The organism is Streptomyces sp. NPDC050997 (assembly GCF_040660135.1).
Classification (GTDB): Bacteria; Actinomycetota; Actinomycetes; order Streptomycetales; family Streptomycetaceae; genus Streptomyces.
The window spans coordinates 186,363-211,328 of sequence record NZ_JBFAGK010000016.1; the positions used below are offsets into that span (position 1 = coordinate 186,363).

Annotated in this window: 25 protein-coding genes and 6 pseudogenes; 15 read left to right on the top strand and 16 right to left on the bottom strand. The window is 70.2% G+C overall.

Annotation, left to right across the window (positions count from 1 at the left end; all coding sequences use genetic code 11):
* Window positions 1–47: 47 nt before the first annotated feature.
* Window positions 48–1,031 carry a DUF1177 domain-containing protein gene (locus AB0H86_RS30970; protein ID WP_362446049.1) on the bottom strand — a complete coding sequence of 328 codons (984 nt, stop codon included), beginning with the start codon at window positions 1,029–1,031 and terminating at the stop codon, window positions 48–50.
* Between the two features lie 341 nt (window positions 1,032–1,372).
* On the opposite strand from AB0H86_RS30970, the gene AB0H86_RS30975 reads away from it, so the two are divergent.
* Together AB0H86_RS30975 and pepE are read left to right on the top strand one after the other, a co-directional pair.
* A complete protein-coding gene (locus AB0H86_RS30975; RefSeq protein WP_362446052.1) occupies window positions 1,373–2,197 on the top strand; it encodes an IclR family transcriptional regulator in 825 nt (274 codons plus the stop codon).
* Window positions 2,198–2,270: 73 nt separating this feature from the next.
* Window positions 2,271–3,002 carry a dipeptidase PepE gene (gene pepE / locus AB0H86_RS30980; protein ID WP_362446055.1) on the top strand — a complete coding sequence of 244 codons (732 nt, stop codon included), beginning with the start codon at window positions 2,271–2,273 and terminating at the stop codon, window positions 3,000–3,002.
* A gap of 166 nt (window positions 3,003–3,168) precedes the next feature.
* Here the strand turns inward: pepE and AB0H86_RS30985 are convergent, their stop codons facing one another.
* The 4 genes and pseudogenes from AB0H86_RS30985 to AB0H86_RS31000 form a co-directional block, all read right to left on the bottom strand.
* The gene (locus AB0H86_RS30985) at window positions 3,169–3,939 is read right to left on the bottom strand and encodes an SDR family NAD(P)-dependent oxidoreductase (protein WP_362446058.1); all 771 of its coding nucleotides are present in this window, start codon (window positions 3,937–3,939) and stop codon (window positions 3,169–3,171) included.
* Window positions 3,936–4,846, bottom strand: a pseudogene (locus AB0H86_RS30990) (helix-turn-helix transcriptional regulator). The gene AB0H86_RS30985 and the pseudogene AB0H86_RS30990 overlap by 4 nt, the downstream one beginning before the upstream one ends.
* A gap of 116 nt (window positions 4,847–4,962) precedes the next feature.
* Window positions 4,963–5,118 (bottom strand): annotated as a pseudogene (locus AB0H86_RS30995) (SDR family NAD(P)-dependent oxidoreductase); the annotation flags it as partial.
* An 81-nt stretch (window positions 5,119–5,199) separates the two neighbouring features.
* Window positions 5,200–6,057, bottom strand: a complete 858-nt coding sequence (locus AB0H86_RS31000; protein WP_362446061.1) for an SDR family oxidoreductase — start codon at window positions 6,055–6,057, stop codon at window positions 5,200–5,202.
* A gap of 92 nt (window positions 6,058–6,149) precedes the next feature.
* On the opposite strand from AB0H86_RS31000, the gene AB0H86_RS31005 reads away from it, so the two are divergent.
* Window positions 6,150–6,557 (top strand): helix-turn-helix domain-containing protein, encoded by a 408-nt coding sequence (locus AB0H86_RS31005; RefSeq protein ID WP_362446064.1) that lies wholly within the window; start codon window positions 6,150–6,152, stop codon window positions 6,555–6,557.
* A gap of 265 nt (window positions 6,558–6,822) precedes the next feature.
* Here the strand turns inward: AB0H86_RS31005 and AB0H86_RS31010 are convergent.
* The 5 genes and pseudogenes from AB0H86_RS31010 to rpmB form a co-directional block, all read right to left on the bottom strand.
* Window positions 6,823–7,058, bottom strand: a pseudogene (locus AB0H86_RS31010) (MFS transporter); the annotation flags it as partial.
* Window positions 7,059–7,362: 304 nt separating this feature from the next.
* Window positions 7,363–7,677: a hypothetical protein gene (locus AB0H86_RS31015; protein WP_362446067.1), complete on the bottom strand. Its 315-nt coding sequence runs from the start codon at window positions 7,675–7,677 to the stop codon at window positions 7,363–7,365.
* A 16-nt stretch (window positions 7,678–7,693) separates the two neighbouring features.
* Window positions 7,694–7,834: pseudogene (locus AB0H86_RS31020) on the bottom strand (LysR family transcriptional regulator); the annotation flags it as partial.
* A gap of 211 nt (window positions 7,835–8,045) precedes the next feature.
* A complete protein-coding gene (rpsN, locus tag AB0H86_RS31025; RefSeq protein ID WP_362446071.1) occupies window positions 8,046–8,351 on the bottom strand; it encodes a 30S ribosomal protein S14 in 306 nt (101 codons plus the stop codon).
* A complete protein-coding gene (gene rpmB, locus AB0H86_RS31030) occupies window positions 8,351–8,587 on the bottom strand; it encodes a 50S ribosomal protein L28 (protein WP_362446074.1) in 237 nt (78 codons plus the stop codon). The genes rpsN and rpmB overlap by 1 nt, the downstream gene beginning before the upstream one ends.
* 85 nt (window positions 8,588–8,672) lie before the next feature.
* On the opposite strand from rpmB, the gene rpmG reads away from it, so the two are divergent.
* The 3 genes and pseudogenes from rpmG to AB0H86_RS31045 all read left to right on the top strand — a co-directional run.
* Window positions 8,673–8,837, top strand: coding sequence for a 50S ribosomal protein L33 (rpmG, locus tag AB0H86_RS31035; RefSeq protein ID WP_161297569.1), 165 nt, complete (start codon window positions 8,673–8,675; stop codon window positions 8,835–8,837).
* Window positions 8,838–8,842: 5 nt separating this feature from the next.
* Window positions 8,843–9,100, top strand: a complete 258-nt coding sequence (locus tag AB0H86_RS31040) for a type B 50S ribosomal protein L31 (RefSeq protein WP_362446077.1) — start codon at window positions 8,843–8,845, stop codon at window positions 9,098–9,100.
* Window positions 9,097–9,216: pseudogene (locus AB0H86_RS31045) on the top strand (cobalamin biosynthesis protein CobW); the annotation flags it as partial. The gene AB0H86_RS31040 and the pseudogene AB0H86_RS31045, both read left to right, overlap by 4 nt.
* A 31-nt stretch (window positions 9,217–9,247) precedes the next feature.
* Here AB0H86_RS31045 and AB0H86_RS31050 read toward each other — a convergent pair.
* The 5 genes and pseudogenes from AB0H86_RS31050 to AB0H86_RS31070 form a co-directional block, all read right to left on the bottom strand.
* Window positions 9,248–9,976 carry a TIGR03943 family protein gene (locus tag AB0H86_RS31050; protein ID WP_362446154.1) on the bottom strand — a complete coding sequence of 243 codons (729 nt, stop codon included), beginning with the start codon at window positions 9,974–9,976 and terminating at the stop codon, window positions 9,248–9,250.
* Window positions 9,973–10,998 carry a permease gene (locus tag AB0H86_RS31055; protein ID WP_362446080.1) on the bottom strand — a complete coding sequence of 342 codons (1,026 nt, stop codon included), beginning with the start codon at window positions 10,996–10,998 and terminating at the stop codon, window positions 9,973–9,975. The genes AB0H86_RS31050 and AB0H86_RS31055 overlap by 4 nt, the downstream gene beginning before the upstream one ends.
* Window positions 10,999–11,173: 175 nt before the next feature.
* Window positions 11,174–11,278: pseudogene (locus AB0H86_RS31060) on the bottom strand (hypothetical protein); the annotation flags it as partial.
* 71 nt (window positions 11,279–11,349) lie between these two features.
* Window positions 11,350–11,520 carry a 50S ribosomal protein L32 gene (gene rpmF / locus AB0H86_RS31065; protein ID WP_362446083.1) on the bottom strand — a complete coding sequence of 57 codons (171 nt, stop codon included), beginning with the start codon at window positions 11,518–11,520 and terminating at the stop codon, window positions 11,350–11,352.
* A 116-nt stretch (window positions 11,521–11,636) separates the two neighbouring features.
* Entirely contained in the window at window positions 11,637–12,020 is a 384-nt protein-coding gene (locus AB0H86_RS31070; protein ID WP_362446086.1) for a metalloregulator ArsR/SmtB family transcription factor, read from the bottom strand.
* Between the two features lie 151 nt (window positions 12,021–12,171).
* Between AB0H86_RS31070 and AB0H86_RS31075 the strand changes: the two genes are divergently transcribed.
* Window positions 12,172–14,163, top strand: a complete 1,992-nt coding sequence (locus AB0H86_RS31075; protein ID WP_362446089.1) for a heavy metal translocating P-type ATPase — start codon at window positions 12,172–12,174, stop codon at window positions 14,161–14,163.
* 379 nt (window positions 14,164–14,542) lie between these two features.
* Entirely contained in the window at window positions 14,543–16,381 is a 1,839-nt protein-coding gene (locus tag AB0H86_RS31080) for a TerD family protein (RefSeq protein WP_362446092.1), read from the top strand.
* 276 nt (window positions 16,382–16,657) lie between these two features.
* Here AB0H86_RS31080 and AB0H86_RS31085 read toward each other — a convergent pair whose 3' ends face one another.
* Window positions 16,658–17,686 carry a LacI family DNA-binding transcriptional regulator gene (locus AB0H86_RS31085; protein ID WP_362446095.1) on the bottom strand — a complete coding sequence of 343 codons (1,029 nt, stop codon included), beginning with the start codon at window positions 17,684–17,686 and terminating at the stop codon, window positions 16,658–16,660.
* 143 nt (window positions 17,687–17,829) lie between these two features.
* Here AB0H86_RS31085 and AB0H86_RS31090 point away from each other — a divergent pair, with 143 nt between their 5' ends.
* The 7 genes from AB0H86_RS31090 to AB0H86_RS31120 all read left to right on the top strand — a co-directional run.
* Entirely contained in the window at window positions 17,830–18,654 is an 825-nt protein-coding gene (locus AB0H86_RS31090; protein ID WP_362446098.1) for an ABC transporter permease, read from the top strand.
* Complete coding sequence (locus AB0H86_RS31095) at window positions 18,651–19,439, top strand: ABC transporter permease (RefSeq protein WP_362446101.1); 789 nt, start codon at window positions 18,651–18,653, stop codon at window positions 19,437–19,439. The genes AB0H86_RS31090 and AB0H86_RS31095 overlap by 4 nt, the downstream gene beginning before the upstream one ends.
* An 89-nt stretch (window positions 19,440–19,528) precedes the next feature.
* Window positions 19,529–20,533 carry an ABC transporter ATP-binding protein gene (locus tag AB0H86_RS31100; RefSeq protein WP_362446104.1) on the top strand — a complete coding sequence of 335 codons (1,005 nt, stop codon included), beginning with the start codon at window positions 19,529–19,531 and terminating at the stop codon, window positions 20,531–20,533.
* The gene (locus AB0H86_RS31105) at window positions 20,530–21,576 is read left to right on the top strand and encodes an ABC transporter substrate-binding protein (RefSeq protein WP_362446107.1); all 1,047 of its coding nucleotides are present in this window, start codon (window positions 20,530–20,532) and stop codon (window positions 21,574–21,576) included. Before AB0H86_RS31100 ends, AB0H86_RS31105 begins: the two co-directional genes overlap by 4 nt.
* Complete coding sequence (locus AB0H86_RS31110; RefSeq protein ID WP_362446110.1) at window positions 21,573–22,583, top strand: nucleoside hydrolase; 1,011 nt, start codon at window positions 21,573–21,575, stop codon at window positions 22,581–22,583. Before AB0H86_RS31105 ends, AB0H86_RS31110 begins: the two co-directional genes overlap by 4 nt.
* 103 nt (window positions 22,584–22,686) lie before the next feature.
* On the top strand, window positions 22,687–24,375 hold the full coding sequence (locus AB0H86_RS31115; RefSeq protein ID WP_362446113.1) for an adenine deaminase C-terminal domain-containing protein: 1,689 nt from the start codon (window positions 22,687–22,689) through the stop codon (window positions 24,373–24,375).
* A gap of 374 nt (window positions 24,376–24,749) precedes the next feature.
* Window positions 24,750–24,966, top strand: a 217-nt coding sequence (locus AB0H86_RS31120) for a hypothetical protein (RefSeq protein WP_362446116.1), incomplete at its 3' end; no start/stop codon positions are given.

Sequence of the window (24,966 nt, forward strand, 5' to 3'; positions counted from 1 at the left end):
TCGCCGGGGATGCGGCGGGGCGGCGCCCCGGTGGTGATCCGGTGAGGTCATCCCGCCGGGACCGGGGCCGGTGTCTCCTCCGGGGCCGCCTGCAGTCGGGTCATCGGCCCGTAGAGCTCCACCAGGCGCGCGAACTCGTCCGGGTCGAGGAACCGGGCGCCCCCGCGGCCGAACTCCTTCGCCGTCTCGATCGCGAACCGGGCCGCCGCCGCGATGTCGCCCTCGTGGCTGGCCCCGGTGGCGCACCCGGCCACCGCCGTACCGGCGGTGATCGCGAGGCCGACCACCGGGGCGTCGGTGGCGACGGCGGGCTGGAGGATGGAGTTGATGTGGTGCACCCCGTTGCCGTACGGGGTGATGTCCTGTGTGGTCACGGGCAGGACCCGCGCGGGCTCCCCCGTCACGCTCTCCAGGACGGACAGCAGGTCCTCGCTGACCCGCAGGATCCAGCCCTGGCAGATGGTAGGTGACAGAGCGATCCCCCGATGGCTGAGCAGCCGGTTGCCCTTGGTGGTGTCGATGGAGACGACCGCGTCCATCTCGGACGAGATCTCCTCCCGGTTGCAGGTCAGGGTGTCCACCGGGGAATCCATGAAAGGTACGGGATCGTGCGGACGGGTCGGGGCCCACCCGCACACATGTGTGGAGACCGTCACATCGCCGTCCAGAACGTCACCGCGGGCGTGCATGTCGAGCAGCTTGGCGGCAGCGGCCAGCGCCGCCACCGCGCCGTCGGCGTCGGAGACCAGGCCGATACGTTCCGGGCGCGCGCCCACTCCGCCGAGCCGGCCGAGGATGCCGAGGGTCGGTGCGTCACCGCCGCCGAGCCGTCCGTTTCGGCCGGGGACGGTGACGGACACGAAGTCCGTACTGCCCTTTTCACCAGTGACCGTGCGCACCTCGACCTGCGGCGCTGTCCGCGCGTCGGCACCCGCGGCGGCCTGGACGGCCCGCAGATGCTCGGCCAGCAGTTCCCCACTGGTCTGCGGACGGTCGAGAAGTTCGATGATCTCAAGGACGTGCTTCAGCAAGAGAGGGCCTCTCACGACGGGGTCGGCCGGTGCGGCGGCCTGACCGGACGGGCGGCGGGTGCGGGTGGCCGCGTGGAAGAGGCGTCGTTCCGTGCGGCCGTCGGCGGTCCTGTGCGCGAGGTCCCGGGTGGGGCTTCTCGTACGGGATCAGCCGTACGGGACCGGGCCGTACCCGGTCCCGTACGCGATCTCGCCGTACAGGCCGGACGGAACCGCGCCCTACGGGGTTGTCCCGTACCGGGTCCGGCGCGGTGGATTCACGCCAACGTGGCTCACCATCCGCCTCCCCGAGCGCAGAGCGCAATATTTTCTCGATATGCGGGATTGTTTACGCTTTGGCCATGACTGACAGCACCCCGGTAACACCGGTAACAGCGACGCCCCCTCCGCTGCAGACCGCCGACCGAGTCCTGAGCCTCCTGCTCTCCTTCGACCGTGAGCGCCCCGAATGGGGGGTCACCGATGTCGCGACGGAGTTCGGCCTGGACAAATCGGTGGCGCAGCGGCTGCTGGCCGCGCTCGCCTACCGGGGCTTCCTGGTCTCCGACGCCCGCTCCCGCCGGTACCGGCTCGGTCCCGCCGTCTGGCACCTGGCGCGGGTGTGGGAGCGGGACGGCGGGCTGGCCAGCCTGGTCCGGCCCACCTTGCGGGCCATGACGGACGCGGTGGGGGTCAGCGCGCTGTTCGCCGTACCCGACGGGGTGCACATGCGCTGCGTCACGGCGGTGGACGGGGCGACCGGCCCCCTGCGCTTCTACGGTCTCGAGGGCGAGCTGTACCCGGCGCACGCCGGAGCCACCTCGCGCGCCTACTTCGGTATGCTCGCGCCGGGCGACCGGGCCGCACTGCTGTACGGTCGCCCGATGGCCCGGTTCAGCGACCGCACGCTGACCGATCCCGCCCTGCTGGAGGAGCGCTTCGCCGAAGTGCGGCGCAACGGTTACGCGTACTCCGAAGGCGAGTACGACCCGGAAACCGCGGCGCTCGCGGCCCCTGTCATGGTGGGCAGGCGACCGGTGGGCACACTGTCCGTGGCCGCTCCCCTCGACACATTCCGGGCCCGCAAGGCGGAACTCGTCGCCCCCTTGCTCCAGGCGGCGACGGACCTCGGCAAGCTGCTGACGCCCCTGCGGCCACGGCGGGCCGGGCCGGCGGGCAGGCTCTGAAAGGGTCCGCTCCGAAGGGGCCGTACGGTCGGCGTCCACCGCAATCCACGAGCCACCGCCAGGAAAGGCCATCATGCGACTGCTGCTGCTCTCGAACTCCACCGCGCCTGGACGCGGTTACCTGGACCACGCGCGGGAGGAGATCGGCGCCGCGCTCGACGGGGCGCGCCACCTGGTCTTCGTGCCGTATGCCCTGGCCGACCGGGACGGCTACACCGCGCAGGTGGCCGAGGCCCTCGCGCCCCTGGGAGTTGAGGTGACCGGCGCCCACACCGCGCCGGACCCGGCCGAGCTGATACGGGGAGCGCAGGCGGTGTTCGTCGGTGGAGGCAACAGCTTCCGGCTGCTCAAGGCGCTGCACGAGCAGGACATGGTGCGGGCGATCCGGGAACGGGTCACCGCCGGCGCGCTCTACATGGGGTCGAGCGCGGGCACCAACATGGCCTGTCCCACGCTGCGCACCACCAATGACATGCCGATCGTCCAGCCGCCGTCGTTCGAGGCGCTGGGCCTGCTGCCGTTCCAGATCAACCCGCACTACCTGGACGCCCGGCCGGACACCGCCCACATGGGCGAGACCCGGGCGCAGCGGCTGGAGCAGTTCCTGGAGGAGAACGACGTGCCGGTGGTGGGCCTGCGCGAGGGGACCTGGCTGCGGAGGGAGGCGGACCGGCTGACGCTGGGCGGAATCGAGGCGGGCGGCGTCGTCTTCCGGCGTGGTGCGCAGCCGTCGGAGATCGGGCCCGGCCACGATCTGAGCGCACTGCTGCGGGAGAAGCCGCACTTCGACACGACCGCGCCCTGACCCCGGCCCGGAGGACCCGGCGGGGGCGGAACGCCACACTCTCGTAACCGAGGGACGGTGCCGCCACCGGTCCGGCCGAGTTTGCTCTGGCTGGTCGTTCACGCTCGTTCGACGCTCCGGGCATCCGAACTCGCCCCAGCGGAGCCGCAGATGGCCTCTGGCCTGATCAGTCTCGGGGTTTGGCCATGCGGGCGTGTCGGGACGCCTTGAGCGTTTCTGGCATGAGGCGGTGCTTGAGGGCGGTGCGCCGGGTGGCGGCGTCGCCTCCGACGACTTCGGCCCGTCCGTCCATCATGGCCAGGAAGCCCTGGCGGGCGACGTCCTTGCGGCTGTTCTTCTTCATGCCGGTGCGGGCGTGGAAGTCGCTGTCGGTGGCGCCGGGCATGAGGGTGGTGACGGTGACGCCGTGTTCTTTGAGTTCTTCGCGCAGGCCGAGGGCGAACATGCGGGTGAAGGCGCGTGAGGGTCCGTAGACGGTCTCGTAGGGGGTGGGCAGGGTGGCGGAGAGGGACGACGTGATGAGGATGCGGCCGCGCCGGTTGGCGGCCATGTGGCGGGCGACGTGCTTGGCCAGGTGGACCACGGAGGTGACGTTGAGGTCGATCAGGCTGAGTTCGTCGTCGAGGTCGGTGTCGAGGAAGGCGCCGCCGATGCTGCGTCCGGCGTTCAGGACTGCCGCGTCGAGGGGGCGGCCGGTCTTCTCCACCGCTTGCCATACGGTTTCCACGCCGTCGGCCTGGGCGAGGTCGGCGCGTACGGCGGTGACCTCGACGCCGTGCCGGGCGAGGTCGGTGGCTGCCTGATCGGTGTTCTCGCTGCGGCCGGTGGCCACCAGGTCGAAGCCGTTGATGGCGAACAGCAGGGCGAGTTCGTAGCCGATGCCGGAAGAGGCTCCGGTCACCAGCGCGAGCGGACGCTCGGTGGGGGTCCCGTTCACGAGGTGCTCCTTGGTGTGGGGGACGGGTCGGGGTGGGCGGGCTGTGGCCGTGCGGTGGCGTGGTCGGCGTTCCAACTGGCCAGCAGCCGCCATGCTTCCTGCGAGGTCTGGTCCGGGGCGGGCATGTAGAGGAACAGGGTCTGGTCGTCCTCACCCGGCATGGTGAACGCCTGGTAGTCGATGGTCAGCGGGCCGACCAGGGGATGGCGGAAGCGTTTCTGGCCGAAGGTGCGGTTGAGGACCTTGTGGTCGTCCCACCAGTGACGGAAGTGCTCGCTCTTCATGGTGAGTTCGCCGACCAGCTCGGCGGTTCGGGTGTCGTCGGGTGTCGGCCGGCGTCCAGCCGCAGGATCGCTGTCATCTCCGCTGCGATCTTTTCCCAGTCCGCGTACAGGTCCCGTGCCTCGGGTGCCAGGACGATCCAGCGAGTGAGGTTACGTTCCCGGTAGGGCATGGCGTCGAAGTCGGCCAGCAGTGCCCGGCACAGATGGTTGGTCGCGAGCACGTCGCCGCGGCGGCCGAGGACGAATCCGGCGTGGTTGTCGAAGGAATCAAGGAACCGCAGCAAGCCGGCCCGGGCCTTTTGCACGGCGGGGGCGCGGCCGCGGGTCTTGACGGGTCTGGGTTTGGCCAGGTCGAAGAGGTGGGCGCGTTCAGCGTCGTCCAAGCGCAGCGCCTCGCCGATGGCGTTCAGCACGCTGTCCGACGGCGTGATGTTCCGTCCTTGCTCCAGCCGTGTGTAGTAGTCCGTGCTGACCCCGGCCAGTTGCGCGACCTCCTCACGCCGCAGGCCCGGCACGCGCCGGTAGGCCCCGCCTTCCGGCAGGCCCACCGACTCGGGAGCGATACGGGCACGGCAGCGGCGCAGGAACTGGCTGAGATCGACGTTGCTTGCCATGTACTCCATGGTCCCCGCTCTCGGCCGGCAGCGCGGCGGGGAAGGTGGGTCGTCTGTTCCTAGGAAGACGTGTCCGGGGGAAAGGGCGCCCCCGCACTGCGGTCCGGACAGCACGTGCGGGTGATGATGTCCTCTGCCGCGCTTCTCCCGGCGGCGAGGTCGCGCACGGCCAGGGTCACTTCCGCGCCGGCGGCGGCCATCGCGCGGGCGGTCTCGACACCGATGCCGGACGATCCACCGGTGACGATCGCCCGGCGCCCGGTCAGGCTGACGCCGGCCATGACATCGGCGGCCGTGGAATCGACCGTGAAGGGTGTGGTGATACGCGTGGTCACAGCGAACGATCCCTTCACCACCTCAGGTCAGCTCTGGTTGAGGGCGGCCGCGATGGTGTCGGCGATCGGCGTGGTCGGGCGTCCGGTCAGCCGGGACAGGTCGCCGTTCGTCCCGGCCAGCTCGCCCTTGGCGAAGGACGCCTCCGCGCCTGCGAGGATCTCGGCGTACAGCTCGGGCATCCCCGCGCCGGTCATCAGGTCGATGTACGCCTCGACGCCGACCGGTGTGTAGACGATCTCCTTGCCGGTCTGCCTGCCCAGCTCAGTGGCGAACTCGGCGAAGTTCCAGGCGTGGTCTCCGCTCAGCTCGTACGTCTTGTTCTCATGGCCCTCCCCGGTGAGCACCGCTACAGCACCGGCCGCGTAGTCGGCGCGAGTGGCGGACGCGATACGGCCCTCTCCGGCGGCCCGGACGATCACACCGCGTTCGATCACCCTCTCCAGCCCGTCGACGAAGATCTCGCTGTACCAGTTGTTGCGCAGCAGGACGTACGGCAGCCCGGACTCCATCAGCACCTTCTCCGTCCCGCGGTGCGCTTCGGCGAGCGGAGCGTCGTGGGAGCCGGTGGCGCTGGTGTAGGCGAGCAGCGCGACCCCGGAAGCCCGGGCGGCATCGATGACGACCTTGTGCTGCGCCACACGGTCCTGGGTCATCTCACTGCTGGAGATCAAGAGGACCTTGTCACCCGCCGAGAAGAGGCCGTCGAAGGTCTCGGGCGCGTTGTAGTCGGCTATCGCGACCCGCACACCGAGGGCCTCGAAGTCGGCGCCCTTCTCCTTGCTCCGCACGACAGCGGTGATCTGGTCGGCGGGGACCTTCTCCAGCAGGCCCTGGACAACAGAACGGCCGAGTTTCCCGGTGGCTCCGGTCACGACAATGCTCATGTTTCAGACAACTCCTCGTGAAGGGATCTGGCGCCAACCCTAGGAGTTGTAGTCACTCTGCGTGAGTACGTACTTTGAAGTACGGTACGGATATGGCTGTTAGTGCCGCGGCGGACGGCATGGTGGCCGGCGGCGTCGGCGCCAAGGTCCTGTGCCCTCAGCGCCTGACCATGGAGCACGTCACCAGCCGCTGGGGTGTCCTCGTACTGATCCGGCTGCTGGAGCGCCCGCACCGCTTCGCCGAACTACGCCGCTCCATCATCCCTGTCGGTCCGGTCAGCGAGAAGATGCTCCGGCAGACCCTGCAGAGCCTGGAGCGGGACGGTCTGGTCAACCGCGACGTCAAGCCGGTGACCCCACCCCACGTCGACTACTCCCTGACGGACTTGGGCCGCGAGGCAGCCGAACAGGTCCGTGCCCTGGCGCTGTGGACCAACGAGCGGATGGACCAGGTGGCGAAGGCGCGAGAGAGCTACGACGTGGCGAAAGAGCACGCCTGAGTGACCACTGCCGACCACGGCGCTCGTTCGACGCTCCGAGCGCCCGACGTCGTGTGTGCGGAGGGCCCAGGGGCTTGCAGGGTGTGGTCGGTGCGGAGCCGCTGCCCTGCCACCAGTGGGAAGGTCTCAAGTGGTCTGGGAGACCGAGAGCTTGCCCAGCAGGCGCGTGACCTCGGCCGTGACCGCGTAGCAGCCCGCCCCGAGATACTTGCGCGGGTCGACGGTGGTGGGGTGGGCGGGGAGGTAATCGCGTACGGCTGTGTGCCAGCGCCGGAACGGTCAGCGCGAGCGGCACCAACGCCTTGGCTCCCGGGCGGACACGAAGTGGTCCTGCATCTTCGGCAGCACCGGGGCGATGAGCACCGCTCCCAGGATCGGCAGACAACTGCCTGCCATCAGCAGGGTCACGCGCAGCAGATGTGCCGGGCCCGATACGGAGACAGATGACGGCGCGGCATCGTCGACCGCAGTGAGAGACGGCGACGGAACGGAACCGGGCATGGCGACTCCAGGGACGGTGTACGCGAGCGGGCATGCCTGACACTGGCGCCGACGGCGCACGGCATGCCGGGGACGGCCGCACCCCGGCGGCTGGTCCGGACAGCGGCGTGCGGGTAGGGACGACTATGGGTCGTCAGGCGCCCGGTCGCCATCCTCCGCGCGATCCGAATCCGCTATCCCGCTTATCGACGCCATGGATGGGCTGCGCCGCGCTCACGCACGTGGAGTGCGAAGTGGGGATGCCGCGGCGCGGGTCCGCCGTCGTCGCTACGGCGGACCCGCTCACGGATGGTGTGGGCAGTGGTCAGAAGGCCCCGGGCGTACGGCCGAGGGTTCCGCCGGGGTCGCCGGGGTCGGCGCCCTTGACCTGGCCGAAGTAGAGCTCGACCTGGGAGCGGAAGCGCTCGACGGCGCGTGGTCGTTCATGAACTTCGCGAAGGCGGTTCCAGCCGTACTTGTCGACGATCTGGTGGTAGCCGAAGAGCACGGCGTCGTCGTCGTTGGGGTAGGTCAGGATCAGCTTGGCCTTGAAGTCGCTCGCCTTCGTGGGGAGTTGCTTGGTGTTGACGAGGTAGGAGAAGGCGCCGTAGATGCAGGTGCACTGGCTCCAGTACGGCACGTGAGCTGACGGCCGCCTACCAACTCCGGGCCGCCTGCCGGAGCCGGTCGCGGACGCGGAGCACGGCGGGGTTGGTGTCGGCGCCGGGCCGCTGGACCAGGAAGAGCGTGTTGAGCGGCGGCTCCTCCGGGGCGTGCAGGAGGACGAGGCGCCCGGAGTATGCTCAACGGACACCAGGCGTGGCTCGACGGCCTCGTTGGTGCCGCCTAGTAGCCCATTCCGGGGTGCGGGACGCGCCGTACCCACCCGTTGCGGAACGCCACAAGCCGGCGCGGCCGCCCGCCCCCTGTTCAGCGTCAGGGAAAGGCGCGTTCGAAACGGGGTCAGGATGCGGGCCGCGCCGCTGTCGTGTCCAGTGCCGCGGCAGGTCACCAACTGCTCTTGGTCACGCCAGGAAGCTCGCCCGCATGGGCCATCTCGCGTACGCGGATGCGGGACAGGCCGAAAGTGCGCAGGTGGCCGCGGGGGCGTCCGTCCACGGCGTCACGGTTGCGCACACGGGTTGCGCTGGCGTCGCGGGGCTGCCGTCGAAGCTCCTTCTGGGCGGCGGTGCGCTCGTCGTCGGATGTCCAGGGAGACGAGATGACCAGCTTCAGCGCGGCACGTCGAGCGGCGTAGCAGGCCACGACCAGGCGCCGCTGCTCGTTTTTCGCGATCTTGCTCTTCTTCGCCATCAGACCTTCCCTCCCTGGGCGCGGATGCGGGCCACGGCGGCCTCGATGCCGATCGTGTCGACCGTCTTGATGCCCTTGGCCGAGAGAGTGAGGCGGACGTGGCGGCCCTCGCTCGGGAGCCAGTAGCGCCTGCGCTGGATGTTGGGGTCGAAGCGGCGCTTGCTGCGGCGGTGCGAGTGGGAGATGCGGTTTCCGAATCCGGGTTGCCGACGGGTGAGTTGGCAGTGAGCGGACATGATCCCTCTTTCTCGTGGGTGGTGGTACGGCAGCACCGTAGCAGCTAGATGAAAATGAAAACCAATATCTTGTATGGTGCTGTTCATGGCCCGAAACGAACTGCGCCCGATCATCAAGCTGAGGTCCACCGCCGGCACCGGCTACACCTACGTGACCCGCAAGAACCGCCGTAACGACCCCGACCGGCTGACGCTGCGCAAGTACGACCCGGTCGTCGCCCGGCACGTCGACTTCCGTGAGGAGCGCTGACCGCCATGAAGCCCGGAATCCACCCCGACTACGGCCCCGTCGTCTTCCGCGACCGGGCTGCCGACTTCGCCTTCCTCACCCGCTCGACGGCCACCAGCGACAAGACCGTCGAGTGGGAGGACGGCAACACCTACCCGGTCATCGATGTGGAGATCTCCTCGGCGAGCCACCCCTTCTACACGGGCACCCAGCGAGTCCTTGACACCGCCGGGCGGGTCGAGCGCTTCGAGCGGCGTTACGGACGCGGACGGAGCAAGCAGTGAACGGGGACCAGAGGCGGCTGCCGGTCGCGCTCGTCGCCGGACTGCACGCCGACGCCCGCCGGGCCGCCGTCGAGGAGATCCTGCGTACGGTCCCCGGCTCCATCGCGCTGCACCACGCTTGGCTGGGACCAGGCCGCGTCGAGCGAGTCAGCGCTTCTCGTAGGGGTCCGACGGCTCTTGGACCTTCTTGACCGTCCTCGCGTCCAGGAGCGGGGGCCAGGCCGCCGTCGAGCCCAGCCTGCCCTTGGGGTGCCAGGTGCCCGTGACCGTCACCCAGGTGTCCGTAGCCGGGGCGTCCGCGCCGCGGACCTGCACCTTGTTCGTGGTCGCGTCGGCCGCGCAGCAGGAGACCAGAAGCCGGGTGATGTACCACGTGTCGTCGTCGCCATGCGTGACGAAGCCGGTCAGCCGGACCGTACGGCCTTGCAGCGAGCGCCCGCTGTCGTAGATCGCTCGGGAGGTGAAGGCGCCGACGCTCAGGTCCACCGGGTCGTCGGCCGGCAACGCCGGGAACGTGCCAACGCCCTGCGCCGCGCGCTGCGCCTCCTCCCTGGCCGCGCTGTAGGAGCCGAGCGCGGGCGGCGGGAAGAGCAGCAGCGCGGTGGCGGGGAGCGTGAGCAGCCAGGCAAAGCGTGGGCCGGTCGGGTGGGAATGAACATGCCCGTGGTCGTGCGGGTCCTGGTCCTCGTCCGCCACCTCCCGCGCGGCCCTCACCACCGCCGCCGCACCCAACAGCACCAGCAGCGCCCCCGAGACGACCAGATACGGCCGCAGTCCGGACTGCACGTACCGCAGATACAGGACGCTGAACAGCGAGATCCGCAGCATGGCGGCGCCCACCAACAGCGTCAGCACGGCCGGTCCGTACCGCCTCACAGCAGCCACCACCCCACCAGCACACTGCTCACCAAGGCGACCACCCAGGTCGCTGACGAGAACCTCAAGGCGAAGGCCCGGCCGAACGTCCCCGCCTGGAGCGCGATCAGCTTCAGGTCGACCATCGGCCCGACCACCATGAAAGCCAGCCGCGCGGTCGGTGCGAACCCGCTGAGCGAGGCGGCCACGAACGCGTCGGCCTCGCTGCACACGCACAGCACCACGGCGAGCAGCGCCAGCAAGGCGATGGACAGCCAGGCCGATCCCGTGAAGACGTCGAGGACCGAGCGCGGCACCGTGATGTTGAAGGTCGCCGCCGCCGCCGAGCCGAGCACGAGGAACCCCCCGGCGTGCAGGAAGTCGTGCTGCAGTCCCGCGGCGAAGGCACCCGCGCGGGAGGTCCCGGATCCGGTCTCAGGAGCCTTCGGCAGCCGCAGCCACTCCTCCCGCCCGAAGCGCGCCCACAGCCAACCCATCACGACGGCCGTGGCGAGGGAGGCGACGAGCCGAGCCGCCACCATCAGCGGCTGCCCGGGGAACGCGATGGACGTGGCGACCAGGACGACCGGGTTGATCGCGGGCGCGGAGAGCAGGAACGCGAGCGCGGCGGCCGGGGCCACCCCGCGCCGCATCAGGCTCCCGGCCACCGGTACGGACGCGCACTCGCACCCGGGCAGGATGGCACCGGCCGCGCCCGCAACCGGCACGGCCAGGGCCTGGTTGCGCGGCAGCAGCCGGCTGAAGACGCGCTCGGGCACCAAGGCGCCGATGGCGGCGGAGACGACCGTGCCCAGCAACAGGAACGGGACACCCTGGACGACGACGGCCGTGAAGACCGTCCACCAGGCGGCGAAGGGCGGGGTGTAGAGGTCGAGCGCGAGCGCCGGCCCGAGGAACTCGGCGACCATGGCAATCGCGGCGATCGCGACACCGCCGAGGACGACGTACACGAGCGTCCGCACGACGAGGCGCACCGCGTCGGCGAGCCCGCCCCGGCCCTCCGCATGATCCTGATCGCTCACACCGCTCGCTTCGCCGTACGAGACACACGGACGCGCCGCACACTAGCGACGGAGGCTGTGCACCAGCCTGGCCCCGCCCCGCGGAAAGCTGTCGAAGTGACGACTGCGCCGGTGCAAGCCTAGGGCCCTCCCGGTGTTGGCGGTCGCGGAACCCGGGTGACTGGTTGAGGGAGCGGAAGACGGCGACGCGGTGGCGGTTCCGGAAGGCCGGGGCGACGCCGAAATGCCGTTCCAGGCTGCCGCGGATCACATCGTGGGGAAGGGCCCGGAGCAGCCGGCCGGGGTGGTCTTGCCCGCACCGAGGAATCCGGACAGGACGGTGACGGGCAGTCGGTCGAACGTCATCGCCGCTCAGTCCTCGGGGCGCAGCAGCCCGCGCTCGTATGCCTTGACCAGCCGTTGCGGTACCAGATAGGTGGAGCCGTCGACGGTGACCGGCACCAGTGACGGCGTGCTGGCCTTCCACTGGGCGCGGCGGTGACGGGTGTTGCTGCGGGACATCTTCCGCTTGGGAACGGCCATGGGGTCCTCCTCTATGGGCGAGCCCCCACGCTATATGAAAATGGATCCCATTATCAATGCTGCCGGCCGCTGGTCGGACGGGTCGCGTGGCCGTCCTGCGTGCCGGCTGAGCAGGGTCAGTCCGCTGTTGTCGTCGTGGTCGCGACGGTGGGCGTGTCGCGCAGGCCCAGGCGCAGGTGCTCCACGTGATGAAGAGCCTGCTCCAGGAGTTCGGCGACGTGGTTGTCGTACAGCGCGTAGATGACCGAGCGTCCCTGTCGCTCGCCGGTGACCAGGGCGAGGTTGCGCAGGAGTCGCAACTGGTGGGAGCAGGCGGATTGTTCCATGCCGACGGCGTCGGCGAGTTCGGTCGCGGCGCACGGGCCCTCCTGGAGGCGGGCCAGGATGCGCAGCCGGGACGGGGTCGCGAGGGCTTGAAGGGTGGCAGCCACGTCGGTGGCGCCCACCGTCTCGAGGCGCTCCCGTGCGGTGGCGGTCCTGGTGTCAGCTCCGTGGCCCATGGCTCACATCCTACGGAGCTGGGGGCGTCCGTCTATGAAGAAATGAACGAGTCTTCATGTGTTCCTGTATGGTGCGAGGAAGTCAGGGATGCGGCCGCCCGTCGTATGCCCACATGCCTGGATACGTCCCCTGTGAAGGATCCCGACTCCGATGACCTCCACCCTCACTCCGTCTCCGGCCGGCCTGGCCGCGTCCGCACGGGAAACGGGAGTGCCCCGGCGGCGCACCCGGACCCTCGCGCTGCCCGAGGTGCGCTGGGCCGCCGCGGCCACCGGCTTCTTCCTGCTCGCGCTGCCGCCGCAGTTGACCGGTGCACCGGTCTGGCTCTGGGGGTCGCTGTACGCGCTGGCGTACGCCACCGGTGGGTGGGAGTCGGGCTGGGAGGGTCTGAAGGCGCTGCGGGAGAAGACCCTCGACGTCGATCTGCTGATGGTCGTCGCGGCCCTCGGTGCCGCGGCGATCGGGCAGGTGATGGACGGTGCCCTGCTGATCGTCATCTTCGCGACCTCGGGCGCGCTCGAGGCGCTGGCCACGGCCCGGACCGCCGACTCGGTGCGTGGCCTGCTCGACCTGGCACCGCCCACCGCGACCCGGTTGGTCCCGGACGGCTCCGGCCAGGCGGTGCCGGTCGAGGAGTTGACGGTCGGCGACCTGATCCTTGTACGGCCGGGCGAGCGCGTCGGTGCCGACGGCCGGGTGCTGGACGGGGCGAGCGAGGTCGACCAGGCGACCATCACCGGCGAACCACTCCCCGTCGTCAAGGAGCCCGGCGACGAGGTGTTCGCGGGTACCGTCAACGGCACGGGCGCATTGCGCGTCCGCGTCGAACGCGACGCCTCCGACTCGGTGATCGCCCGGATCGTCCGCATGGTCGAGGAGGCGTCCGAGACCAAGGCGCCCACCCAGCTGTTCATCGAGAAGGTCGAACAGCGCTACTCGCTCGGCATGGTGGCCGCCACCCTCGCCGTCTTCCTCGTGCCGCTCGCCTTCGGCGACGACCTGACCGGGGCGCTGCTGCGGGCCATGACCTTCATGATCGTGGCCTCGCCCTGCGCGGTCGTGCTGGCCACCATGCCGCCTCTGCTGTCGGCGATCGCCAACGCCGGACGGCACGGTGTGCTGGTCAAGTCGGCGGTGGTGATGGAGCGGCTCGGGCAGGTCGACGCCGTGGCGCTGGACAAGACGGGCACGCTGACCGAGGGCGTGCCGCGGGTCACCGACGTACGGCCGCTGCCCGGATCCGGCCTGGAGGAGCGGGAGCTGGTGGCGCTCGCGGCGGCCGCCGAGCACCCCAGCGAGCATCCGCTGGCGCGGGCGGTCGTGGACGCGGCCCGCGAGCGCGGCCTGTCGTTGTCGCCCGCCGAGGACTTCGACTCCACGCCCGGCGTGGGAGTGACCGCCACTGTCGATGGGCGAGTGGTCGCAGTGGGCTCCCCGGCCCGCCTCCTCGACGGCGCGAGTGACGCAAGGGCAGCCCACACGGTGGCCCTGGCCGCCGAATTGGAGGAGGACGGGCGCACCGCCGTCCTCGTCACCGCCGACGGCGTCCCGGTCGGCATCCTGGGCCTCGCCGACCGCCTGCGCCCGGACGCTGCCCTGACCGTCGTATCCCTGACGGCCCTCACCGGAACCGCCCCGGCGCTGCTGACCGGTGACAACCCGCGCGCGGCCGCACGCCTGGCCGCCGAGGTCGGCATCGAGGACGTACGCGCCGGACTGCTGCCGCAGCACAAGGTGCGGGAGGTCAAGGAGCTTCAGGACGCCGGCCGCAGGGTGCTGGTCGTCGGGGACGGCGTCAACGACGCCCCGGCCCTGGCCGCCGCCCACACCGGCGTGGCCATGGGCCGGGCCGGCTCCGACCTGGCGCTGGAAGCCGCCGACGCGGTGATCGTCCGCGACGAACTCGCCACCGTTCCCACCGTGATCGCCCTCTCGCGGCACGCCCGGCAACTGGTCGTGCAGAACCTCGTCATCGCCGGGGTGTTCATCACCGGCCTCGTCGTCTGGAACCTCGCGGGCACTCTGCCGCTGCCGCTCGGCGTCGCCGGCCATGAAGGCTCGACCGTCATCGTCGGCCTCAACGGACTGCGGCTACTGAGGGATGCGGCATGGCGGCGTGCCTCATCGGAGGCCGGTCGGTGAAGTGACCCGTGCGGGCTCGCCGCGCGGCCGCGCGGGCCGGTGGGGTTCGGCCAGGCAGCGGGCGAGGGTGGTCTTGCCGCTTCCGGAGCGGCCGACGACGGCGAGGCTCTCGCGTGAGTGCGTGAGTGCGTGAGTGCGTGAGTGCGTGAGTGCGTGAGTGAGTGCGTGCGTGCGGGTCGAGTTCGGGGACGCGCGGTACCTGGGTCGTGCCGCGTGTGTTGTCGCGGTGGTGGGTGTTGAGGTTCCCGATCGGTGCCTGCCGGCTGGCTCTCCGGCACAGATCCACCAGAGCAGCGCCCGATACGTGCGAAAATCGTACCCCGCCGACCATCATCACGGAGAGGTCGAGCGCGCCGCTGTTTCCGGGGGGAAGCCACATATGGTCCTGCTGTCGTCGAGCCCGAAGTGGCCGACCCTGCCCGACTACGTCCACGACTGGGCGCTCGTGGACGTGGAGACCTCCGGGCTGAGACCCGGCCGGGACCGCGTCCTGTCCCTTGCGATCCTCACGCTGGACGCGCACGGCAACCAGACAGGGGAGTTCTCCACCCTCCTCAACCCGGGCTGCGACCCCGGCCCGGTGCACATCCACGGCCTCACCCCCGCCCGTCTCGCAGGAGCGCCCACCTTCGAGGAGATCGCGCCGCAGGTGGAGGCACTGCTCACCAGTCGGGTGCTGGTCGCCCACAACGCGCAGTTCGACTACGACTTCCTGGCCCACGAGTTCGCCCACGTCCGCTCCTGGGTCCCGGTCGGCAGACGGCTGTGCACGCTGGCCCTCAACCGCCTGGTCGGGCCCGCGACGCCTGATCTCAAACTGGGCACCCTCGCCGCGCACTACGGCGTGCGTCAGGAGAGGGCCCACGACGCGCAGGACGACGTACGGGTGCTTTCCGGCATTCTGCGCGGCTCGCTGGGTGCGGCTGAGCAACTGGGCCTGTCTCTGCCGCTCCTGGAGTGCCCGCCCCGCCGGGACTACAAGCCGTATGTCCTCAAGACGCCCTGCGCGTACCGCAACCCAGGTCGCCTGGAGTCGGGCGGGCCCCTGGTGCAGGGCATGAAGGTCGCCATCACCGGGGACACCCAGGTCTCCCGTGAGGAACTGGTCGCCCGCTCGGTAGCGGCAGGGTTGAACATGGTGACCTCGGTCAGCGGCCAGACGAGCGTCGTCGTCACCAACGACCCCGGCGCCGCATCCGGGAAGCTGCGTCGCGCCGCGGACGAGGGCGTCCCCCTCGTGGACGAGCCGATCTACCTGCGGCTGCTGGAGAGCGTGCAGCCCGGCCAGGCCAAGGGCACCGCCCGGCAGCGTCGCGCTGCGGAGACGCCCGCGAGCGCGGCCACCGCGCCGCCCGCGCCCACGCCCGCGTCGAACGTCCCGGCCCAGCGCACCGCCGCACCGACCGCATCCACTGCTACGGCGGATCAGTCGCTCACCGGGCACAGGGTCCTGGTCCTGGGCGGCACCCACGACGAGGCCGTCGAGGCACGCACTCGTGCTGTCGCCCTTGGAGCCTCCGCGGCGGTCAACCTCTCGGCCGGTGTGACCGACGTCGTCGTGCTTCCCGGCGGCGAAGCGGACCGGCGGATGAGTCGTATCGCCGCCCTCGGCCTCCGCGTCCACGACGCCGACTGGCTCCTCGTACCCACGCCCGCGGCGGCACAGAGCCTGGCCGGGAACAGGCCGGACACGGCAGAGGTACTGGTTCGAGGTGCCGTCATCGACCTGTCCGACACCGGAACGCCCTGGATGGTGGCCGCCACATGGCGTCAGCAGACCGCCTGCGATGTGGACGTCGTCGCCTTCGCGGTCGACGCGCGGGAACAGGTGGCAGGGGACGAGGACTTCGTCTTCTACGGCGCACCCGAGCACCCGGACGGCACCGTGCGGCTCGCCACGGACGGCCCGACGGAGCAGGCTGTCACCGTCGACCTGGCACGCCTGCCCCTGGAGATCCACAAGGTCGTCATCGCCGCCGCCATCGACGGTGCCGCGAGCTTCTCCGATGTCGGAGCCATCGAGATCACCGCCGCCTGCGGGATCGGCGCGGCCCCGACCGCCCGGGCCGCCCTCGACGCCGCCACCACCGAGCGCACGATGATCCTCGCTGAGATCTACCGCCGAGGAGAGGGCTGGCGACTGCGTGCCGTCGGGCAGGGCTACGACCATGGCCTGGCCGACCTTGCTCGCGGCTATGGCGTCGACGTCGGCGAATGACCGACGAACTCACCATCGGCCGGCCGCTGCTCCGGCTGGTCGTGACGCTCGTTTGACACTCTGGGCAACCGAGGAGCCGTCCAAAAGAGCCGTGAACCGCCACTGACCTGCGGCTATTTTGGTGCCCTCGCAAGGTGATCTGTTTCCGATGACGCATCACGTGGAGTGCGTGGCGATTCTGGAGCCTGCCGCGAAGGGTGCCTGACCTACGGTTTTGGCTTCGCCGACCGGCCTTCACCGTCCCCGACCCCAGCAGCAAGACCGACCCCGACTACGTCAAGATCCGCTCCCCGAACGCTGTCCCACCCGCCCCCCTGCTCGGGCCTCCGAACTGGTGGCGCGAGCGGTGGAGCCGCCGACGATCAACTCGGTGGCGATGCGCAGCCGTCGGGCGCGCTTGGGAGGGCTCGCCTCCTGGAGCAGGCGGATCGCCGCGATGCCCGCCTCGTCGAGCGGGACTCGCAGCGCCGTGGTGTCGGGCCGGTCCGCGCTGATCGCGGTCAGGTCGTCCGACGCGGCCAGGCTGATGTCCTCGGGGACCCGCAGGCCGGCGTCGCGCAGCCCCAGATGCAGGCCGAGCAGCAGGTAACTGCTGTACGCCACCACCGCGGTGACGTTCCGTTCGGCGGCGACGCGCTCGGCGACGGCCAGCCCCGCGTCGATCCGGGGGGCGACGGGACCGAGCACGGTGAGGTCGACACCGCAGCGGCGGGCGGCCTCCTCGACCGCGCTGTTACGCCGCTCGGCCATCCAAGAGCCGTCCGGGCCGCCCACATAGGCGATGGCCCGGTGGCCGAGGCCGGCCAGGTGCGTGACGATGTCCGCGACGCCGCCGGGGGTGTCGACCAGGACGCCGGGTACCGCGGGCACGGTGCGGTCCACGGTGACGACCGGCAGCTTCGAAGTGAACCCCCTGATCGCCGAGTCCGGGCTCACCGGCGCTATGAAGACGAGTCCGTCGACGCGTGAGGCGAGCTTCCCCGCCAGCTCGTGCTCACTGCTCTGTGAACCCTCGGAGACGGCGAGCAGGATGTTGTCGCCGTGCTGGGACAGCGCACGCTGCACGCCGGTCACGATCGGGGCGAAGTAGGGGTTGGCGAGGCTCGGGACCAGGACGCCGATCAGGCCGGTCCGGCCGGTGGTCAGCGCCCGGGCGCTCGCGTTGAACTCGAAACCCATGGTCCCGGCAGCGGCCAGCACCCGCTCGCGCGTGTCCGTCGCGACCATGTCGGGCCTGCTCAGCGCGCGTGACGCGGTCGCCTTGGACACCCCCGCCGCGCGTGCGACGTCTGCCAACGTCACCATCTCGCCCCCCAGTGTGTGCGTAACGGGATCTTTACACGAGTGCGTTGACGCCCCGTTCCGGACGAAAGTATTGTCCACGTCGACCGGTCGTTGCAACCGGTTGCAGCAACCGGTTGTAGGAATCTCTGAGAGGAGGTGTGGCGGTGTCCCGGAAGGCCACTTCGGTGCTGCTGCTCGCGCCCGGCCTGGCCCTGCTGGCCTTCGGCTTCGCGTTCCCCTTCGTCGTGACGCTCTTCGCGCCGCCCGCCGCCGACCACCCCGACGTGCTCGGCAAGCTGGGCGCCATGCTCACCGACAGCTACGTGCTGGGCGTGCTCGCCCGGACGGTACGCGTGGCCGTCACCGTCACCCTCGTGTGTCTGGTCTTCGGCTTCCCGACGGCCTATCTCATCGCTCGTGGTCCCAAGAGCCGCCAGGGCCTGCTGCTCGCGCTCGCCGTCTTCCCGCTGCTGCTCAGCACGGTGGTGCGGACCTTCTCGTGGCTGGTCATCCTCGGCCGCAACGGCCTCATCAGCGACGCCGTCCTCGCGACCGGACTCACCGACAGCCCGCCTGAGCTGCTCTACACGGAGTTCGCCCTGGTCGCCGGTCTCACTCAGCTGTTCATGCCGCTGATGATCCTCACCTCGTACAGCTCGCTGTCGCACATCGACCCCGGCCTCGAGGACGCCGCCCGTGGCCTCGGTGCGAGCCCCGGCCGGGCCTTCCGGCAGATCGTGCTGCCGCTCGCCCTGCCCGGCGTACTGGTGGGAGCGACCCTGGTGTTCGCCGGAGCGGTCACCGCCTTCACCACGCCGCTGCTGCTCGGCGGCTCACGCAACCGCACCCTGGCGACGCTGCTCTACGACTACGCGAACGTGAAGTTGGACTGGGGCGGGGCCAGCGCCGTCGCGCTGATCATGACCGTACTGGTGCTCGTGGTCGGCTGGGCCTCGGGCAAGATATCGGCGAAGGTGGCCACGTCGTGATACGCCGACGCCCCGTTCTCTCCCTCCTGTCCGCCCTGGCCATGGTCTTTCTGCTCGGGCCCATCCTGCTGGTCGTCGCCATCGGCTTCTCCTCCGGCGACACCGTCGAGTTCCCGCCGCCCGGATTCTCGCTGCGCTGGTTCGACCAGGCGCTGTCCAACGCCTCGTTCCAGCAGGGCCTGTTGACCAGTCTGCTGGTGGCCGCGGGGGCGACGCTGTTCGCGCTGGTACTGGGCATCCCCGTGGCCCTCGCCGTGCAGCGGCACACGTTCCGCGGCCACAAGGTGGTCGAGACGTTGTTCCTCTCACCCGCGATCGTCCCCGAACTGGTGGTGGGCTTCGCGCTGTTCCAGCAGCTCATGGTGACCATGCGGATCACCGCGCTCGGCGCGCTGCTGATCGGCCACACCGTCCTGCTGCTGCCCTACGCGGTACGTGTCACGGGCGCCTCGCTCGCCCTGTCGGACCCCGCGCTGGAAGAGGCCGCCCGGGGCCTGGGCGCCGGACCCCTGCGGACGTTCTTCGCGATCACGCTGCCGGTGATGGCGCCCGGCATCGTGTCGGCGGCCGTGCTGTCCTTCCTCACCTCCTTCAACAACGTCCCGCTGTCACTGCTGCTCAAGGGGCCGGGGATCTCCACGCTGCCCGTCGAGATGCTCAATTACGTCCAGTTCTCCTACGACCCCATGGTGGCCGCGGTGAGCACCCTGCTGCTCGCCGCCACGGTCGGCGCGGCCCTGCTGACGGAGCGCCTCGTCGGATTCAACAAGGTCTTCAGCCGGTGAGCGCAGCACGCACGACAGTTCGCGACGACAGCACGCAACGACAGTTCGCAACGGCAGGAAGACGACCGGAAGATGACAGGAGAACGACGATGACGCCAGTGGTTCAACTCGACGCCGTCTCCCGGGAGTTCGCGGGCACGGCAGCGGTACGGGAGCTCGATCTGACCGTACGCCGTGGGGAGTTCACCGCGCTGCTCGGCCCCAGCGGCTGCGGCAAGACCACCACCCTGCGCATGATCGCCGGATTCCTGGAGCCCACCGCGGGCCGCATCCTGCTGGAAGGTGAGGACGCCACCAGGCTCCCCCCGGAGCGCCGCAACATCGGCATGGTCTTCCAGTCGTACGCCCTCTTCCCGCACATGACCGTCGAGAAGAACATCGCCTTCGGACTGAAGATGCGAGGCATCCCGGACGGCGAGCTGCGCACCCGGACGGGCGAGGCGCTGGAGCTGGTCGGCCTGTCCCACCTCGCCGGCCGCAAGCCCAAGCAGCTGTCAGGCGGCCAGCAGCAGCGCATCGCACTGGCCCGCGCCATCGCCGTACGCCCCTCGGTACTCCTCCTCGACGAGCCCCTGTCCAACCTCGACGCGCGGCTGCGCGTCCAGATGCGCCAGGAACTCGCCCGTATCCAGAAGGAGACCGGGCTCACCGCGATCCTGGTCACCCATGACCAGGAGGAGGCCCTGGAACTCGCCGACAACATGGTCATCCTCGATCAGGGCACGGTCGCCCAACAGGGCGCCCCGCGCGAGGTGTTCCGCGCCCCCGCCAACCGCTTCGTCGCCGAATTCCTCGGTTACGAGAACTTCGTCGAGCTGCCGGACGGCCGTACGGTCACCATCCGGCCGGAGCACGTCGAGGTGCTCACCCCCGAATCCCCCACGCCCCCCGGCGGCACCACGGTCGACGCCGTGCTCACCGCAGTACGGTTCCGCGGCACCGACTGCGTCGTCACCGCCGCATCCCAGGGCCGCACCGTCATGGCCACCAGCAGCGACTTCGAGCTGCGCACCGGCCGGCAGGTGCGTCTGAATCTCCCCGCCGCGCACACCATCGACCTCCCCCGGACGAAGCAGGAGCTGACGACCTCATGAGACGACTCGCCACCACCACCGCTGCCACCCTGCTGGTCCTCCCACTGGCCGGCTGCGCCGGAGCTGCCGCGGGGGAGCAGGACCCCAAGAAGCTGACCGTCTCCACCTTCGGCTTCGGCGCCGACCTGTTCGAGAAGAACATCGTCAAGCCGTTCGAGAAGGAGACCGGCATCGACGTCGAGGTCGAGAGCGGCGACAACGCCGAGCGGCTCACCAAGCTCAAGATCAACCGTAGCAACCCGACGGTCGACGTCGCCATGATCTCCGACCTGTTCGCCCAACGCGGCCAGGAGCAGGGCCTGTTCGACAAAATCGACCCGTCGGCCGTCCCCAACCTCAAGAACATCCACGGCTTCGCCAAGGGCAAGGACGGTTACGCACCCGCGTACACGTACCAGCTGCTCGGCATGCTCTACCGCACCGACAAGGTCCACAAGGCGCCCGGGATCAAGGACCTCTGGAAGGCCGAGCACAAGGGCAAGATCGCCATCCCCGACATCTCGACCAGCGCCGGAGTGCCCTTCCTCTACGCCACCGGGGCGACCTACGGCTCGGGTCCCGAGGACACCGACACGGCGTTCAAGAAGCTCGCCGCCAACTCCCCTAACGTACTGAAGTACTTCAGCCGCAGCACCGAACTCGTCAGCCTGCTCGACCGCGGCGAGGTGGAGATGGCCCCGGCGCTCGACCTGTTCGCCATCGACCCGGTCAAGGCGGGCAAGCCGATCGCCTGGGCGCCCCTCGACAAGGGCCGGTACGTGGTCTCCAACACCGCGCAGCTGGTGAAGGGCGCGCACAACAAGGCGGGCGCGGAGAAGTTCATCAACTACCTGCTGTCCGCGAAGGTCCAGGAGAAGGCCGCGGCGACCTTCCACGACAAGCCGGTCAACAAGGACGCCAAGATCCCGGCGGAGATCACCGACGTGGTGGGCGACGCGGCGAGTGACCCCGCGGCGGCCGGCTTCACCATCCCCGACCTGAAGCTGGCCGTGAAGAACAACGACGAGTGGGTCGACCGCTTCCAGCGCGAGGTGTCCGGGTGACACGCCCGCAGCCGGTCGTCATCGACTGCGACCCGGGTATCGACGACGCCGTCGCACTGCTGCTGGCCTTCGCGTCGCCCGAGCTCGAGGTCACCGGCATCACCACCGTCGCCGGGAACGTCGGGATCGGGCAGGTCGTCGACAACGCGCTGCGGCTGTGCGATCTGATCGGGGTGGACGCGCGGGTGCCCGTGGTGCGCGGGCATGCGGGCCCCATCGCCCGCGCCGTTCGTATCCCGGACGAGCCCGTGCACGGCGACGGCGGACTCGGTGGCGTACACCTCCCTCCGTCGGCGCGTACGCCGCACCCGGCGCACGCCGTCGCATGGCTGGCCGCGCAGCTGCGGGACCGGGGGCCCGCGGGAACCACCGTGATCGCCACCGCGCCGCTCACCAACATCGCCGCGCTGCTGCACGCCCACCCGGAGGCCGCGTCGTCGATCAAGGAGATCGTGCTGATGGGCGGGGCGGCCTTCGCGCCGGGCAATGTCACGCCGTCGGCCGAATTCAACTTCTTCGCCGACCCCGAGGCCGCCCGGTTCGTGACCGAGGCCGGGGTGCCGCTGCGGATCGTCGGGCTCGACGTGACCCGCAAGGCACTGACGACCCGGGCCGACATCGGACAGCTGCTGGCCGACGGCGCGCCCGCCACCGATGCGGCGGGCCGGATGCTCGACCACCTCGCCACCCGGTACGAGCAGCGCCACGGTGTCGCCGCCTGCGCGGTCCACGACGCGCTGGCGGTGGCCGCCACGGTACGGCCGGACCTGATCGAGTGGACCGACGCCTGGGTGACGGTCGAGTGCGGCGGCGAGTTCACCCGGGGCGAGTTGATCGCCGATGTGCACGGACGCACCGGGCTGCCGCACAACGCCAAGGTGGCCACCGGCGTCGACACCGATGCCTTCCGTGCCTTCCTCATCTCCCGCCTGCTGAGCCACTACGGCGCCGACGCCCACGAACCCATGCGCCGAGAGAGATATCGAGCCTCCTCCGCGAGCCGCTGACACAGACACAGACACAGACACACACACGTCCCCTGACCTTGCCGAACCAACCCCGACGACCGACGCTCCTGACCGAAGCGACGACCGAACGAGAGAACCGTCGATGCCTGCGCCCAGCCACTGCGACCTGCTGATCCGCGGAGCCCGCGTGGTCTCCGTACACACCGGGGAACAGACCGCTGCCGATGTCGCCATCACCGGCGACCTGATCCGAGCCCTGCTGCGCCCCGGCACACCGATCGACGCCGGCCAAGTCATCGACGCCGATGGCATTTTGGTGGCGCCCGGTTACATCGACGCGCACATGCACATCGAGAGCTCGCTGCTCGCCCCGCGCGAGTTCGCGCGGATCACGCTGCCCCGCGGCACCACGACGGTGCTCGCCGACCCGCACGAGATCGTCAACGTAGCCGGGCGCGAGGCCATGGCCTGGATGATGGAACAGGGCCGTGGCGCCCAGCAGTCCATGCACTGGGCGGTGCCCTCGTGCGTACCGGCCCTGGAGGGCTTCGAGACGGCGGGTGCCGCGCTCGGCGCCGACGACATCGCCGACATGCTGGACTGGGAGGGTGTCACCACGCTCGGCGAGGTGATGGACTACCGGGCCGTCGTCGACGGCAGTCGCCGGATGCGCGAGATCGTCGCGGCGGCGCGTGCCAAGGGCGTACGACTGGACGGGCACTGTCCGAATCTCTCCGGCGACGACCTGGGGGAGTACCTGTGGGCGGGCATCGACTCCGACCACACAAAGAACTCCCCGGAGGTCGCGGTCGAGAAGGCCCGGCTCGGCATGCTGCTGATGCTTCAGGAGAAGTGCCTCACCCCGGAGTTGGTGAGCAGGCTCGCGGAGCTGCCGGTGCGGCCGGACTTCTGCCTGGTCACCGATGACCTCGCGGCGGACGCCATCGTCGAGCGCGGCCACCTCGACCACATCGCGCGGGTCGCTCTCGGCGCCGGCATGGACCCGTTGACGGTGCTCCGCGCGCTGACCCTGCACCCGGCCCGCCGCCTGGGCCTCGACGACCGCGGAGTGGTGGCCCCCGGACGGCGTGCGGATCTGGTGCTGCTGCGCGATCTGACCGACTTCACGCCGGTCATGGTCGTCTGCGGGGGCGAGCCGGTCGAGGAGAGCGCACCCGCGCACCTGTCCGGCAATCCCTTCGCCGACTCCGTTCACCTCGACCCGCTGGACGCGGACGGCAGTGCCTGGACGGTGGACCTGCCGGACGGCGAGCACGTCTTCCGGGCGCTGCGGGTCAATCCGGTGGACACGCTCACCGAGCCCGCCGAAGTCGTTCTTCCGGTGCGGGACGGAGTCGTGCAGTGGGAGGGCCGCACCGCGGTACTGGCGGTGTTCGAACGCCACCACCGCAGCGGGCGGCGCACGATGGCTCCGGTGGTCGGCTTCGAGCTGTCCGACGGAGCGGTCGCGACCACGTACGCGCACGACAGCCACAACCTGACGGTGACCGCCACGACGTCGGCGGCGCTGCGCGAGGCCGCCAACCGTGTCATCGCCTCACACGGTGGGATCTGCGTGATCGCCGCGGGCGATGCGCCGGTGCACTTGCCGCTGCCGGTGGCCGGGGTCCTGTCCGACCGTCCCGCCGAGGAGGTGTCCCAGGGCGCCGCCGCGATCCGCGACGCCCTGCACCGCTGGGGCTGGGTGCACCGGAACGCGTTCATGTCCATCTCGACCATGACTCTCCCGGTCTCCCCGCAGGTGAAGTTGACCGACATGGGGCTGGTGCGGGTGGTCGACCGCGCCTGGGAGCCCGCCGTCCTGACGTGAGCACCGCGCCGCCGGTCCATGGCGGACCGGCGGCCCCCGTCCGGAACGTCTACGCGCTTGACCGTGATGCCGTGGTCTTCACCACCATCGCAAGCGCCGCACGAGACGCCCTTTTCGACGACGGCAGCCGGCAGACATGGTTGCCTGCTGCCGACAGGGTGGAGCCACATTCATGCGCTCCAGTTGGCCGCTCCATCCCAGCGAACTCGCTTGGCCCGCACCACCGTTGGTGGCGCCTCTTACGGTGCTCAAGGGGCCGGACCAGTCGTTGCCCTTCCGTGATCATCTCCGTGTAGCCGCTGTGAAGTGGCCCGGAATAGGTTGCATATGTCATGCACATGGAGGTGGGGGAAAGAGTGAGACACACAGTCCTGATGAGAAAGCGGTTACTGGCGCCGATCACGGTGGCAGTGGCCACGGCGCTGGCGATACCGCTGAGCATGCCCGTACAGGCAGCCGAACCGACGCCACCGAACAATGCCAGTCAATGGCGTGCCCCGGACACCCAGGATGTCGACAAGCCCGCCGATGTCCCTTCCGAGGATCGCGCCGAACTCCTCGGCGCGGACTACAAGAAGTCCACCGACACCG

Excerpts from the sequence above, each read along its gene's own strand:
- AB0H86_RS30975 (WP_362446052.1), top strand. The coding sequence starts at position 1,373 with ATGACTGACAGCACCCCGGTAACACCGGTAACAGCGACGCCCCCTCCG.
- pepE (WP_362446055.1), top strand. The coding sequence starts at position 2,271 with ATGCGACTGCTGCTGCTCTCGAACTCCACCGCGCCTGGACGCGGTTAC.
- AB0H86_RS31000 (WP_362446061.1), bottom strand. The coding sequence starts at position 6,057 with ATGAGCATTGTCGTGACCGGAGCCACCGGGAAACTCGGCCGTTCTGTT.
- AB0H86_RS31005 (WP_362446064.1), top strand. The coding sequence starts at position 6,150 with ATGGCTGTTAGTGCCGCGGCGGACGGCATGGTGGCCGGCGGCGTCGGC.
- rpsN (WP_362446071.1), bottom strand. The coding sequence starts at position 8,351 with ATGGCGAAGAAGAGCAAGATCGCGAAAAACGAGCAGCGGCGCCTGGTC.
- rpmB (WP_362446074.1), bottom strand. The coding sequence starts at position 8,587 with ATGTCCGCTCACTGCCAACTCACCCGTCGGCAACCCGGATTCGGAAAC.
- rpmG (WP_161297569.1), top strand. The coding sequence starts at position 8,673 with ATGGCCCGAAACGAACTGCGCCCGATCATCAAGCTGAGGTCCACCGCC.
- AB0H86_RS31040 (WP_362446077.1), top strand. The coding sequence starts at position 8,843 with ATGAAGCCCGGAATCCACCCCGACTACGGCCCCGTCGTCTTCCGCGAC.
- rpmF (WP_362446083.1), bottom strand. The coding sequence starts at position 11,520 with ATGGCCGTTCCCAAGCGGAAGATGTCCCGCAGCAACACCCGTCACCGC.
- AB0H86_RS31070 (WP_362446086.1), bottom strand. The coding sequence starts at position 12,020 with ATGGGCCACGGAGCTGACACCAGGACCGCCACCGCACGGGAGCGCCTC.
- AB0H86_RS31075 (WP_362446089.1), top strand. The coding sequence starts at position 12,172 with ATGACCTCCACCCTCACTCCGTCTCCGGCCGGCCTGGCCGCGTCCGCA.
- AB0H86_RS31080 (WP_362446092.1), top strand. The coding sequence starts at position 14,543 with ATGGTCCTGCTGTCGTCGAGCCCGAAGTGGCCGACCCTGCCCGACTAC.
- AB0H86_RS31085 (WP_362446095.1), bottom strand. The coding sequence starts at position 17,686 with ATGGTGACGTTGGCAGACGTCGCACGCGCGGCGGGGGTGTCCAAGGCG.
- AB0H86_RS31100 (WP_362446104.1), top strand. The coding sequence starts at position 19,529 with ATGACGCCAGTGGTTCAACTCGACGCCGTCTCCCGGGAGTTCGCGGGC.
- AB0H86_RS31105 (WP_362446107.1), top strand. The coding sequence starts at position 20,530 with ATGAGACGACTCGCCACCACCACCGCTGCCACCCTGCTGGTCCTCCCA.
- AB0H86_RS31115 (WP_362446113.1), top strand. The coding sequence starts at position 22,687 with ATGCCTGCGCCCAGCCACTGCGACCTGCTGATCCGCGGAGCCCGCGTG.